Here is a 12352-nt window from a genome sequence, read left to right as displayed (position 1 = left end):
TATGGCGGAAGACGATTCTTCGCCGCCCGCGTCCGTCAGGGCGGCCATCAGGAGCTTTCCATGAGCACTGTCGCGATCACCGACGAGTCCTTCGACCAGGACGTCCTCAAGTCCAGCAAGCCCGTGCTGGTCGACTTCTGGGCCGAATGGTGCGGCCCCTGCAAGCAGATCGCCCCGGCCCTCGAACAGATCGCCGCCGAGCTGGGCGACAAAGTTGTCGTGGCCAAGCTGAACATCGAAGACAGCCCCACCACCCCGTCGCGCTACGGCGTGCGCGGCATCCCGACCATGATGCTGTTCAAGGACGGCCAGATGGCCTCCATGAAGGTCGGCGCCATGCCGAAGCAGAAGATCGTGGAATGGCTCAACGAGGCGGGTCTGTAAGACCCCCTCCGCTCCATCCCCGCGCAGGCGGGGATCCAAGCTGGAAGAACGTTCCTTCTCCCCTTGCGGGAGAAGGGAATGGATGGAGCAGACCTCGCCAATCCTAGTTGAGGTCGGGCCCGAGGCCGCTCGAATAGTCCGTGGAGTTTATCCTCAGCGGAGATCAGCGGGGTCAGGCTTAGGTCGGCCAGGTCTCTGGGCTCAGGGCCAGGACCTCGCCGGCGAAGTGCAGCCCGCCGCAGATCAGCACCCGGGGCGCGGGCCCCGGGGCGCTCAGCGCCAGGCGCACCGCTTCCGTCACATCCGAAACCTCGTCCGCCGCCAGGCCCGCCGTCCGTGCGGCCTGGGCGATCTCCGCCGCGCTCGCCGCATTGGGCGAGTGGAAGCTGGTGGTCAGCACGCGGGGGCCGAGTTCGGCGAAGGGCGCGAAGAAGCCCACCGCGTCCTTGCGGCCATACATGGCGACAATCAGGGTCAGCGGCCGGCCATCCCGCGCCGCCATCTTGGCGCAGGTCTCAGCCAAGGCCCGGCCCGCATGGGGATTGTGCCCGCCGTCCAGCCAGAGGTCCGCGCCGGCCTTGGCCGCCATCTCGCCCAGCGGGCCGGTGGTCAGGCGCTGGAAGCGCGCAGGCCATTCCGCGGAAGCCACGCCCTTGGCCAGCGCATCCTCGGTGATGCGTGGATCGCCCAGGGTGATCGCCGCCATCACCGACACCGCGGCGTTGGCGAACTGGTGCGCGCCGAACAGGGCCGGCGCCGGCAGGTCCATCAGCCGGTCCGTGGCTTGGATCAGCAGGCGACCGTTCTCCTCCCAGGCGTCGAAGTCGCGGCCCATCAGGGTCATGGGCGCATCCAGCATCTCGGCCTCGCGCTCGATGACCTCCAGAGCCTCTTCCATCTGGCGGGCGACCACCACGGGGCGGCCGGCCTTGATGATCCCGGCCTTTTCCCAGGCGATCTTGGACAGCTCCGGCCCCAGCATCTCCAGGTGGTCATAGTCCACCGGCGTGATGACGCTGACCGCCGGCTGGGGGAAGACATTTGTGGAATCGAACCGGCCGCCCAAGCCCACCTCGATCACCGCCAGGTCGGCGGGGACGCCGGCGAAGGCCTCGATGGCCATGGCGGTCAGCATCTCGTTGAAGCTGATGGCGTCGTCGCCGTTCACCGCGATCATCCGCTCGATCAGCACCCGCAGCTCGGCCTCGGAGACCAGCTCGCCGGCCAGGCGGATGCGCTCTGCGAAGCGCACCAGGTGCGGCGAGGTCAGGACATGGACCTTCAGGCCGGCGGCCTCGGCGATGGCGCGCAGATAGGCGGTGGTGGAGCCCTTGCCGTTCGTGCCCGCCACGTGGATCACCGGCGGCAGCCGGTCCTGGGGCCGGCCCAGCTTCTCCAGCAGCCCCTCGATACGGCCCGTGCTCAGGTCGATGAGGCTGGGATAGCGGTCGCGCAACTCCGCGACCAGCGCGTCCAGGGCGCGGATCTCGTCATACATCGAAGGTACCGGGGGCCGGAGAGGACGCCTGGAAGGTCAGGCCGCCTTGCGCTTCATGGTCAGGGTCTGAAGGATCGACCCGAGCGTCTTGGGAAGGTCCGAACGGGCCACCACCATGTCCACCATGCCGCGCTCCATCAGGAACTCGGCGCGCTGGAAGCCAGGGGGCAGCACCTCGCGCAGGGTCTGTTCGATCACCCGGCGGCCGGAGAACGCGATCATGGCGTTCGGCTCGGCGATATGGATGTCGCCCAGCATGGCGTAGGAGGCCGAGACCCCACCCGTCGTCGGGTCGGTCATCACCACGATGTAGGGCAGGCCCGCGTCCTTGACCTCGTTCAGGGCCAGGGTCGTGCGGGCCATCTGCATCAGGGACAGGGTCCCCTCCTGCATGCGCGCGCCACCAGAGGCGGTGAAGATCACGAACGGGACCTTGCGCTTCACGGCTTCCTTGGCCGCGGCGATGAAGATCTCGCCGGCGCCCATGCCGAGCGAACCGCCCATGAAGTTGAAGTCCTGGACCACGACCACCGCCGGCTGGCCCTGGATCTTGCCGTAGCCGATGGCCATGGCGTCCTGTTCGCCGCTCGACTTCCGGGCGGCCTTCAGGCGGTCGATATAGGGCTTGTCGTCCGGGAACTTGAGCGGATCGTCGACCACGGTCGGGGCCGAGATCTTCTCGTACTTGCCGTCATCGAAGGTGTAGCGCAGGCGCTGAGCGGCGCCGATCCGCATATGATGGCCGGACGGGGTCACCCACAGGGCGGTCTCCAGGTCCGGGCGATAGATCATCTCGCCGGTGTCGGGGCACTTGACCCAGAGGTTCTCCGGGGTCTCGCGCTTGGCGACCAGATTGCGCACGCCGGGTGCGATCTTGGCCAGCCAGCCGCCGCGCTCGCGCGGGGTCTGGGGGGCGCCCCCCTTGCCGGACTTGTCGTTTCGCTGTTCAGCCATCGCCATGGTCTTACACCGTGAGGCTTTCGACTCGCGCAGAACGCACAGCCTGGGCCAAGGATTGAACTTTGGAAAGCACCTGGTCGGTCACGCTTTCGTTGGCGGCCAGGGCGTCAGCCACGACGTCCACCAGGGCCGAACCCACCACGGCGGCGTCAGCCACCCGGGCGATGGCCGCGGCCCGTTCCGGGGTCTTGATGCCGAAGCCCACGGCCACCGGCAGGCCGGAGACCTTGCGCACCCGCTCCACATTGGGCGCGACGGCGGCGGCGTCAGCCTCCTTCACGCCGGTCACCCCGGCGACGGAGACATAATAAACAAAGCCGGAGGTCCGGCGCGCGATCACCTTCAGGCGCTCGTCGTCCGAGGTCGGGGTCGCCAGGCGGATCAGGGACAGGCCGTTGGCGTCGAGCGCGTCGGCCAGGGGATCGGCTTCCTCCGGCGGGATGTCGACCACGATCAGGCCGTCGACGCCCGCCGCGGCGGCGTCGCGGGCGAAGGCTTCATAGCCCCAGGTCACCAGCGGATTGGCGTAGCCCATGAGGATGATCGGAGTCTCCTGGTCGCCCTTCCGGAACTCGGAAATCAGCTCCAGGGTTCCTGCAAGGGTCATGCCCTTGGCCAGAGCCCGCTGGGCGGCGCGCTGGATGGGCGGGCCCTCCGCCATGGGGTCGGAGAAGGGGAAGCCCACCTCGATCAGGTCGGCGCCCGCGCCTGGCAGGCCCTTCAGGATCGCAAGCGCGGTCTCGCGATCCGGATCGCCGGCCATCACATAGGAGACAAAGGCCGCGCGGCCCTCAGCCTTCAGGGCGGCGAACCGCGCGTCGATACGAGCCTTGGTCAAATCGTCCGTCCAAGATGGGCGGCCACGGTGGCGACGTCCTTGTCGCCGCGGCCGGAAAGATTCACCACCACGATGCCGTCCTTGCCGACCGCCTTCACCACCTCGTCCAGGCGGGCGAGGGCGTGGGCGGATTCGATGGCCGGCAGGATGCCCTCGAGCTCGGCCAGGAGCTGGAAGGCCTCCAGCGAGTCGGCGTCGGTGGCGGTCAGGTAGGTGGCCCGGCCCACATCGTGCAGCCAGGCGTGCTCCGGCCCGATGCCCGGATAGTCCAGGCCGGCGGAGATGGAGTGGGCCTCGGTGATCTGGCCTTCCTGGCTTTGCAGCAGGTAGGTCATGTTGCCGTGCAGGACGCCCGGACGGCCGCCATTGATCGCCGCGGCATGATAGCCGCTGTCGATCCCCTGGCCCGCGGCCTCGACGCCGAACAGCTTGACGCCCTCGTCGTTGAGGAACGGGTGGAAGATGCCGATGGCGTTGGAGCCGCCGCCCACGCAGGCGACCACGGCGTCCGGCAGCCGGCCTTCGACGACCATCACCTGCTCGCGCACCTCGCGGCCGATCACCGACTGGAAGTCGCGGACCATCTCCGGGTAGGGGTGCATGCCCGCGGCCGAGCCGATCAGATAATAGGTGTCGTGGACGTTGGTGACCCAGTCGCGGAGGGCCTCGTTCATGGCGTCCTTGAGCGTCGCCGAGCCGGAGGTCACCGGCTCCACCTGGGCGCCCAGGAGGTTCATGCGGAACACGTTGGGCTTCTGCCGCTCGACGTCGACGGCGCCCATATAGACCACGCAGGGCAGGCCGAAGCGGGCGCAGACGGTGGCGGTGGCCACACCGTGCTGGCCGGCGCCGGTCTCGGCGATGATCCGGGTCTTGCCCATGCGGCGGGCCAAGAGGATCTGGCCCATGCAGTTGTTGATCTTGTGGGAGCCGGTGTGATTCAGCTCCTCGCGCTTCAGATAGATCTTGGCGCCGCCATAGTGCTGGGTCAGGCGCTCGGCGAAATAGAGCGGGCTCGGCCGGCCCACATAGTTCGTCAGGAAACCGTCCAGCTCGGCCTGGAAGCTCGGGTCCGCCTTGGCCGCGCGGTAGGCCGCGTTCAGCTCATGGACCAGGGGCATCAGGGTTTCGGGGACGTATTGGCCGCCATAGTCCCCGAACCGGCCATGGGCGTCGGGATAGGCGGAGTAATCGTTGGGGGCTTGGACGGGGGCGTTCACGGGGCTCACTCGGGACTGTGTCTCGGGGCGATACGCTCAGGCGCGGCGGACGGCTTCAAGAAACGCCGTGATCAAGGCCGGGTCCTTTAAGCCCGGACCGCGTTCCACGCCAGAGGAAACGTCCACGATGGGGGCCCCGGACTGGCGCACGGCCTCGGCCACGTTCCAGGGATCAAGCCCGCCGGCCAGGAACCAGGGCCGCGCGAACCGGTGGCCGCCCATCAGGTTCCAGTCAAAGCTGTGGCCCAGCCCGCCCGGCATCTCGGCGTCCTTGGGCGGCTTGGTCTCGAACATCAGGTGCTCGACGATGGGCTCATAGGCGCTCGCCTGGGCGATATCGGAGGCGTCCGAGACCGGGATCACCTTGACCACGCCGCGACCGGTGCGCTGGGAGATCGCGTGGGTGCGTGCCGGGGTCTCCTTGCCGTGCAGCTGGACAATGTCTGGCGAAAGGGCCGCGACCAGCCGGTCGAGGAATTCATCGTCCGGATCGACGGTCACGGCGCAGACCTTGACGTTCTTCGTCCGGGCCGGCGCGGCTAGCCGGGCGGCCGCTTCGGGGTCGATATTGCGCGGGCTCTTGGCAAAGAAGATGAAGCCGATATGGCTCGCCCCGCCGTCCAGGGCGGCGGACACCGCCTCGGGCGTGGACAGACCGCAGATCTTGGCCGTGACGTTCATGGGCCGGACTTAAGGAGTTCGGGCCCGCTCGACAAGCAACCGCCCCGGGACCAAGCTTTGCGCATGGACGATCTGATGCGGTTTCCAGGCGCGGTCCGCCGCGACACGGGGGTGGAGGCCTGGTTCGCGGGCTCTGGCGACCCGCTCCGGCTCCTGGTCAGCCCCTGGTTCGAGCGCCTGCGCGGGCTTGGTCCAGACGTGCTTGAACTGATGCATGACCACGCGCCCACGGCCTGCGTCGGCGAGGCGGCCTTCGCCTATGTGGCGGCCTATTCCAGGCACGCCGCCATCGGCTTCTTCCAGGGCGCGGCCCTTCCCGACCCCGCGGGCCTGCTCGAAGGCTCAGGCAAGCGCATGCGCCACGTCAAGCTGCGCTGGGGCCAGCCCGTAGACGAGCCCGCCATCGAGGCCCTGATCGAAGCGGCCTATGCGGATATGCGGGCGCGGCTCTCCTGAGCCCCGCTTACTTCGCCTTCAGCAGGTCCCGGATTTCGGTCAGCAGGACTTCCTGCGGGGTCGGCGCGGCGGGCGCGGCTTCGGCCGGCTTTTCCGCCTCGGTGCGGCGCAGGCTGTTGACCGCCTTGACCAGCAGGAACACCACCCAGGCCACGATCATGAACTGGATCACGGTGTTCAGGAACGCGCCATATTGGATCGAGACCAGCTCATCGACCTTGGTCGCGGCGTCGTCCGGGCGCAGCACGACCTGAAGGTCGGAGAAGTCCACCCCGCCGGTCAGCATGCCGATGGGCGGCATGATCACCTGGTCGACAAGGCTCTTGGTGATGTTGTTGAACGCCGCGCCGACGATCACGCCGACCGCCAGGTCGATGACGTTGCCGCGCGCGATGAACTCGCGGAATTCGCTGAATATACCCATGGGACCTCCGAGATTCGAAGGCCGAAGGTGTCGTCAGGCGCGGATCGGGTCAATCCGCGCGCTCGCCCAGGATGGGGCTATTCGTCGGCGTTGAGCCGCTCGCGCAGTTCCTTGCCGCTCTTGAAGAAGGGCACGTGCTTGGCGCGGACGTCCACCGACTCGCCGGTGCGCGGGTTACGGCCGGCGCGGGCGTCGCGGGAGCGGACCGAAAGCGCGCCGAAGCCGCGCAGCTCGACGCGGCCGCCGGTCTCCAGGGCCTGGATCATGCGCTCGAGGATCACCCCGACCACGCGCTCGATGTCGCGCTGCGTGAGGTGCGGATTCTCTTCGGCGAGTTTGGCGATGAGTTCCGACTTGATCATACCCTGTTCCGGTCTTGCGGCGGTCGGAACATGGTCGAGTCCGATGGGATGATCAAGGCGGGAAAAGGGTTCCCTAAAGATTCACTCTATCGGGGGTCGCAAGCGAAGCAACAAACTGGGTATTCGAAACGACGAAGCCCCGCCCGGACGAACCGGACGGGGCCACGCAGTCCCGGATTGGGCGCCGAAGCGCCCGTATCCATGACTATTCCTTCTGAGCCTTCTCGCGCAGGGCGGCGCCCAGGATGTCGCCGAGCGAGGCGCCGGAGTCCGAGGACCCGAACTGCTCGATGGCTTCCTTCTCCTCGGCCATTTCCAGGGCCTTGATGGAGACGGAGACGCGGCGCGCGGCCTTGTCGACATTGGTCACCTGAGCGTCGACGCGGTCACCCACGGCGAAGCGCTCGGGGCGCTGGTCGGCGCGATCGCGCGACAGGTCCGACTTGCGCACGAAGGCGCTCATCGGGGCGTCGTCCTCGCCGAACTTCACCTCGATACCGCCCGAGGTGACCTCGGTGACGGTGACGGTGACGGTCTGGCCCTTGCGGAAGCTGTCGCCAGCCATCGGGTCGCCGGCCAGTTGCTTGATGCCGAGGGAGATACGTTCCTTCTCCACGTCGACGTCCAGCACGCGGGCCTTGACCATCTCGCCCTTGTGGTAGCGCGCGATGGCTTCTTCGCCCGGCGCGGCCCAGTCCAGGTCCGACAGGTGCACCATGCCGTCGATGTCGTTTTCCAGACCGATGAACAGGCCGAACTCGGTGGCGTTCTTGACTTCGCCCTCGACGGTCGAACCGATCGGGTGCGCGGCCAGGAAGGCGTCCCACGGATTGTCCATGGCCTGCTTCAGGCCGAGCGACACGCGACGCTTGGACGGATCGACGTCCAGCACCACCACGTCGACTTCCTGCGAGGTCGAGACGATCTTGCCGGGGTGGACGTTCTTCTTGGTCCAGGACATTTCCGAGACGTGGACCAGGCCCTCGACGCCCGGCTCCAGCTCCACGAAGGCGCCGTAGTCGGTGATGTTGGTGATCCGGCCGGTGAACTTCGCGCCCACCGGATACTTGGCTTCCACGCCGTCCCAAGGGTCGGACTGCAGCTGCTTCATGCCGAGCGAGATGCGCTGGGTGTCCGGATTGATCTTCACGATCTGGACCTTCACCGTGTCGCCGACCGCGAGCACCTGGCTCGGGTGGTTGACGCGCTTCCAGCTCATGTCGGTGACGTGCAGCAGGCCGTCGATGCCGCCCAGGTCCACGAACGCACCGTAGTCGGTGATGTTCTTGACGACGCCTTCGCGGATTTCGCCTTCCTGCAGCTGGCTGACCAGCTCGGTGCGCTGTTCAGCGCGGGCTTCTTCCAGGATGGCGCGGCGGGAGACGACGATATTGCCGCGCGGACGGTCCATCTTCAGGATCGCGAACGGCTGCTCGCGGCCCATCAGCGGGCCGACGTCACGCACCGGGCGGATGTCGACCTGCGAACCCGGCAGGAACGCCGAGGCGCCGCCCAGATCCACGGTGAAGCCGCCCTTCACGCGGCCGACGATGGCGCCCATGACGGGCTCGTTGCGCTCGTAGACGCCTTCCAGACGGGTCCAGGCTTCCTCGCGGCGGGCCTTGTCGCGGCTGATGACCGCTTCGCCCATGGCGTTTTCAACGCGCTCCAGGAACACCTCGACGGTGTCGCCCACCTTCAGGGTCGGCTTGCCGTCTTCGCCCAGGCCGAACTCCTTCAGGGAGACGCGGCCTTCGGTCTTCAGACCGACGTCGATGATGGCGAAGTCCTTTTCGATGCCCACGACGGCGCCGTGAACCACGGAGCCTTCCATGAAATCGCGCCCGCCCATGGATTGGTCGAGCAGCGCGGCGAAGTCGTCGCGCGAGGGGTTGAGGCTCAAATCGTCAGCCATTCTGTTCTTTCGTTCTTCAAATGACGTAAGGGCCCGAGCGCCTTGGCGGTCGGACGGAGTCCCTGCGTCGGGTTAAGGGTTGCGACCGATGGCGCGGTGGTCTGCGCCGGTGAATTTCCCGCGGTGGCCGAGGAAAGGGCGCGTTTGGATTTGCCTTACCGGGATGCTTCCCAGCGGGCGCGCGCCGCCTCGACGATACGGCGGGCCGCATCGGTGGCCTGCTCTATAGTCATTTCGCTGGTGTCCAGCAAGACGGCGTCGGGGGCCTGGATCATCGGGCTGTCGGCCCGGCCGCCGTCGCGTTCGTCGCGCTTGCGGATGTCCTCCAGGATATCCTCGAAGGTGACGGCCTCGCCCTGGCCCCTCAACTGCTTGAACCGGCGCTCGGCGCGGACTTCCGGGCGGGCGGTGACGTACAGCTTGGCCGGGGCCTCCGGCGCGATCACCGTGCCGATGTCGCGCCCATCGATCACCGCGCCATCCGGGCGACGGGCGAAGTCCTGCTGCATCTCGCGCAGGGCCAACCGGACCGGCGGATGGACCGCCACCCGGCTGGCGGCCTCGCCGGCCTCCCGGGTGCGGAAGGCGGGGTCCGTCAGCATGTCGGCGGTCAGCTCGCGGGCCACGCGGGTGGCGGCCTCCACGTCATCGAAGTCCCCGCCATGGCGGGCCAGCAGCACGCCCACGGCCCGGTAGAGCAGGCCGGTATCCAGCATGGCGAGGTCGTAGGTCTGAGCCAGGCGGGTGGCGATGGTGCCCTTGCCCGACGCCGCAGGGCCGTCGACGGCGATGACGAAGCCGCTCAAGCCTCCGCTCCCAGCTGGGCGCCCAGGCCGGTCATCAGCTCCACGAAGCCGGGGAAGGAGGTCGCGATCATCCCGGGCTCGTCGACGCTCATGGGGGCGTCGCTGGCCAGCCCCATGACCAGGTGCGACATGGCGATCCGGTGATCGCCCTTGGTCACCACCCGCGCCCCGCCCTTGACCGGGTGGTTGCCTGCACCGGTCCCGACCACGGTCAGGGCCTCCGGCTCCTCCTCGACGCCGACGCCGCTGGCCGCCAGGCCCGCCGCCATCAGGGCGATCCGGTCGCTTTCCTTGACCCGCATCTCGCCGATGCCGCGCATATAGGTCGCGCCGGTCGCAAAGGCCGCCGCCACCGCCAGGATCGGATACTCGTCGATCATGGAGGGCGCGCGCTCCGGCGGCACCTCCACGCCCTTCAGCTGCGAATGCCGGGCGGTCAGGTCGCCGACCTCCTCGCCGCTCTCGATCCGCACATTGGACAGGGTCAGGTCGGCGCCCATCTCCTTGAGCGTCGTGAACAGGCCGGTGCGCAGCTCATTCAGCAGCACCCCTTCCACCGTCACCTCGGAGCCCGGGGTGATCAGGGCCGCCACGATCGGGAAGGCCGCCGAGGACGGATCCCCAGGCACCCGGATCTTGGTCCCGGTCAGGCTCTGGCCGCCGGCCAGGGAGATCCAGCGGCCGTCGTCGCGATCTTCCACCACCACCTCGGCCCCGAAGCCGCGCAGCATCCGCTCGGTGTGGTCGCGGGTGGGCTCGGGCTCGATCACCTGGGCGCCGCCGGCCGTGTTCAGCCCCGCCAGCAGCACCGCCGACTTCACCTGGGCCGAGGCCATGGGCAGGCGATAGCTGATGGTCTTCAGCTTGCCGCCCTGCAGGGTCAGCGGCAGCCGCCCGCCGGAGCGGCCCAGCACCACAGCCCCCATTTCCTTCAACGGGTTCAGCACCCGGTTCATCGGCCGCCCGCGCAGGGAGGCGTCGCCGGTGAAGGTGGCGGCGAGATCAAAGCCCGCGGCCGCGCCCATGATCAGGCGCACGCCGGTGCCGGCGTTGCCGCAGTCGATGACGTCGGCGGGCTCCTCGAAGCCGCCCTTGCCCTCGACCCTCCAGCGGCCTTCGCCCAGGCGTTCGACGGTTGCGCCAAAAGCGCGCATGGCCGCCGCGGAGCGCAGGACGTCCTCGCCCTCCAGCAGACCCTCCACCTCAGTGGTCCCTCGGGCCAGGGCGCCGAAAATCAGGGCGCGGTGGGAAACGGATTTGTCGCCAGGGGCGCGCACGCGACCCCGCAGCGGGCCGCCGCGTTGCGCGGTCAGTCCAGCCGACGTCATGGGAATACCAAGCTTGCTGTTTTCACGAGGGGCTTTGCTTTTGACAGCGCCGCCCGCCCGTGGCAAGTGAGCCCGCTTCAATTCCCAACCCTGCTTCAGAGGCCCCCAACTTGGCCAATCCCGAACTGGGCGCAAAGCAAATCTGCCCCAACTGCCAGGCGAAGTTCTACGACCTCACCCGTCGTCCCGCCGTCTGCCCCAAGTGCGCGACCGAGTTCGATCCGGACGAAGCCGTCCGGACCCGTCGCGTCCGCGCCCGGGTCTCGCCCGTCGACATGGATGACGAGCGCGAAGATCAGGTCCGCAACCCGGCTGAGGCCGACGAGGAAGAAGAGGACGAGGCCGTCACGCCGGAAATCGACGCGGCGATCGACGAGCCGATCCTCGCCGGTGACGACGATGACGACGCCGAACCCGGCGCGCCCGAGGACGAACTGGCCGGCTTCCAGGAAGACGAAGAAGACCTGGAAGACGACGCCGATGTGCCGTTCCTGGAAGAGGACGAGGACGACGATTTCGACGATACCGAGATCGACGGCCTGCCCGGCGAGGGTGACGACGACGACCGTTGATCAGGGTCAGTCGAGCCCGCTCGAAAAATTTTCTGAGCGGGCTTGATCCCCTGAAACTGTCGGACTAGGTTCCGCGCCTCTTCGGGGCGGGGGGTTCCACCCCAAACACCGAAGACCCGAGACCTCGGGGCTATAGCTCAGTTGGTAGAGCGCTTGAATGGCATTCAAGAGGTCAGGAGTTCGACTCTCCTTAGCTCCACCATGGAGGCCCGCAGGACACCCTGCGGGCCTTCACCTTTTCCGGGCTGCGCTTTGGGTTTGACGAACCGGCAGCCCCTGCGCCAAGAGGTCGCCGACTTCCTCCCCCCCAAGCACCTTCCCCCAGGACCTTCGCCATGACCGACCGCATCGTCCTCGCCAGCGACCACGCCGCCATCGCCCTGCGCCAGGCCGTCGCCGCGCACCTGGCGGCCAAGGGCTTCGAGGTCGACGACATCGGCCCCACGACGCCCGAGAGCGTCCCCTATCCGCATCAGGGCGAGGCCGCGGCCCGCAGGGTGGCGGCGGGCGAGGCCCGGTTCGGGATCATCCTGTGCGGCACCGGCCAGGGGATCATGATGGCCGCCAACAAGATCAAGGGGATCCGCTGCGGGGTCTGCTCCGACACCTTCTCGGCCCGGATGATCCGCCAGCACAACGACGCCAACATGCTGTCGATCGGCGCCCGCGTCGTCGGCGAGGGCCTGGCCCTCGACATCGTCGACGCCTTCGTCTCCGCCGAGTTCGAAGGCGGCCGCCACGCCCCCCGCGTCGACATGATCAAGGCCCTGGAAGCCTGACGCCCCTAGGTCCTCCCCCTCTGGGGGAGGTGGCCCAGAGGGCCGGAGGGGGCGGCTTGCGAAAGCAAGCGGTAGCTGACCCAGCAACCGCCGCTGCGCGTCGGCCCCCTCAGTCACTTCGTGACAGCT

At 68.1% G+C, this 12352-nt stretch carries 14 protein-coding genes and 1 tRNA gene; 5 read left to right on the top strand and 10 right to left on the bottom strand.

Features of this window, described 5'->3' with window-relative positions:
- The first annotated feature begins 60 nt into the window (after positions 1-60).
- Entirely contained in the window at positions 61-384 is a 324-nt protein-coding gene (gene trxA, locus ACFQ27_RS15185) for a thioredoxin (RefSeq protein WP_374345875.1), read from the top strand.
- Between the two features lie 178 nt (positions 385-562).
- Here the strand turns inward: trxA and ACFQ27_RS15180 are convergent, their stop codons facing one another.
- From ACFQ27_RS15180 to ACFQ27_RS15160, 5 genes are read right to left on the bottom strand one after another with little or no spacing between them, the layout of a single operon-like run.
- Positions 563-1882, bottom strand: coding sequence for a bifunctional folylpolyglutamate synthase/dihydrofolate synthase (locus ACFQ27_RS15180; protein ID WP_374345874.1), 1320 nt, complete (start codon positions 1880-1882; stop codon positions 563-565).
- A gap of 36 nt (positions 1883-1918) precedes the next feature.
- Complete coding sequence (gene accD, locus ACFQ27_RS15175; RefSeq protein WP_374345873.1) at positions 1919-2842, bottom strand: acetyl-CoA carboxylase, carboxyltransferase subunit beta; 924 nt, start codon at positions 2840-2842, stop codon at positions 1919-1921.
- A gap of 4 nt (positions 2843-2846) precedes the next feature.
- On the bottom strand, positions 2847-3680 hold the full coding sequence (gene trpA, locus ACFQ27_RS15170) for a tryptophan synthase subunit alpha (protein WP_374345872.1): 834 nt from the start codon (positions 3678-3680) through the stop codon (positions 2847-2849).
- Positions 3677-4900, bottom strand: coding sequence for a tryptophan synthase subunit beta (gene trpB, locus ACFQ27_RS15165; RefSeq protein WP_377354177.1), 1224 nt, complete (start codon positions 4898-4900; stop codon positions 3677-3679). Before trpB ends, trpA begins: the two co-directional genes overlap by 4 nt.
- A 36-nt stretch (positions 4901-4936) precedes the next feature.
- Positions 4937-5581, bottom strand: coding sequence for a phosphoribosylanthranilate isomerase (locus ACFQ27_RS15160; RefSeq protein ID WP_377354176.1), 645 nt, complete (start codon positions 5579-5581; stop codon positions 4937-4939).
- Between the two features lie 63 nt (positions 5582-5644).
- Here ACFQ27_RS15160 and ACFQ27_RS15155 point away from each other — a divergent pair, with 63 nt between their 5' ends.
- Positions 5645-6037 (top strand): DUF1801 domain-containing protein, encoded by a 393-nt coding sequence (locus ACFQ27_RS15155; RefSeq protein WP_377354175.1) that lies wholly within the window; start codon positions 5645-5647, stop codon positions 6035-6037.
- 7 nt (positions 6038-6044) lie between these two features.
- Here the strand turns inward: ACFQ27_RS15155 and mscL are convergent, their stop codons facing one another.
- The 5 genes from mscL to aroA all read right to left on the bottom strand — a co-directional run bounded on the left by mscL (position 6045) and on the right by aroA (position 10872).
- The gene (gene mscL / locus ACFQ27_RS15150; protein ID WP_374345868.1) at positions 6045-6461 is read right to left on the bottom strand and encodes a large-conductance mechanosensitive channel protein MscL; all 417 of its coding nucleotides are present in this window, start codon (positions 6459-6461) and stop codon (positions 6045-6047) included.
- Positions 6462-6538: 77 nt separating this feature from the next.
- Positions 6539-6823 (bottom strand): integration host factor subunit beta, encoded by a 285-nt coding sequence (locus tag ACFQ27_RS15145; protein WP_374345867.1) that lies wholly within the window; start codon positions 6821-6823, stop codon positions 6539-6541.
- 205 nt (positions 6824-7028) lie between these two features.
- Positions 7029-8738: a 30S ribosomal protein S1 gene (rpsA, locus tag ACFQ27_RS15140; protein ID WP_374345865.1), complete on the bottom strand. Its 1710-nt coding sequence runs from the start codon at positions 8736-8738 to the stop codon at positions 7029-7031.
- Between the two features lie 155 nt (positions 8739-8893).
- Positions 8894-9544 carry a (d)CMP kinase gene (gene cmk / locus ACFQ27_RS15135; RefSeq protein WP_377354174.1) on the bottom strand — a complete coding sequence of 217 codons (651 nt, stop codon included), beginning with the start codon at positions 9542-9544 and terminating at the stop codon, positions 8894-8896.
- On the bottom strand, positions 9541-10872 hold the full coding sequence (aroA, locus tag ACFQ27_RS15130) for a 3-phosphoshikimate 1-carboxyvinyltransferase (protein ID WP_377354173.1): 1332 nt from the start codon (positions 10870-10872) through the stop codon (positions 9541-9543). The genes cmk and aroA overlap by 4 nt, the downstream gene beginning before the upstream one ends.
- 110 nt (positions 10873-10982) lie before the next feature.
- On the opposite strand from aroA, the gene ACFQ27_RS15125 reads away from it, so the two are divergent.
- The 3 genes from ACFQ27_RS15125 to rpiB all read left to right on the top strand — a co-directional run bounded on the left by ACFQ27_RS15125 (position 10983) and on the right by rpiB (position 12223).
- On the top strand, positions 10983-11444 hold the full coding sequence (locus tag ACFQ27_RS15125; protein ID WP_374345862.1) for a TIGR02300 family protein: 462 nt from the start codon (positions 10983-10985) through the stop codon (positions 11442-11444).
- A 126-nt stretch (positions 11445-11570) separates the two neighbouring features.
- Positions 11571-11646, top strand: a tRNA-Ala gene (locus tag ACFQ27_RS15120).
- Positions 11647-11779: 133 nt separating this feature from the next.
- Positions 11780-12223 carry a ribose 5-phosphate isomerase B gene (gene rpiB, locus ACFQ27_RS15115; protein WP_377354172.1) on the top strand — a complete coding sequence of 148 codons (444 nt, stop codon included), beginning with the start codon at positions 11780-11782 and terminating at the stop codon, positions 12221-12223.
- Positions 12224-12352 lie beyond the last annotated feature (129 nt).

Origin of the sequence: Phenylobacterium conjunctum (genome assembly GCF_042679085.1) — a bacterium.
GTDB lineage: Bacteria > Pseudomonadota > Alphaproteobacteria > Caulobacterales > Caulobacteraceae > Phenylobacterium > Phenylobacterium conjunctum.
Note: the sequence above shows the minus strand (reverse complement) of the source record. Positions and strands in the feature narration are given on the sequence as shown.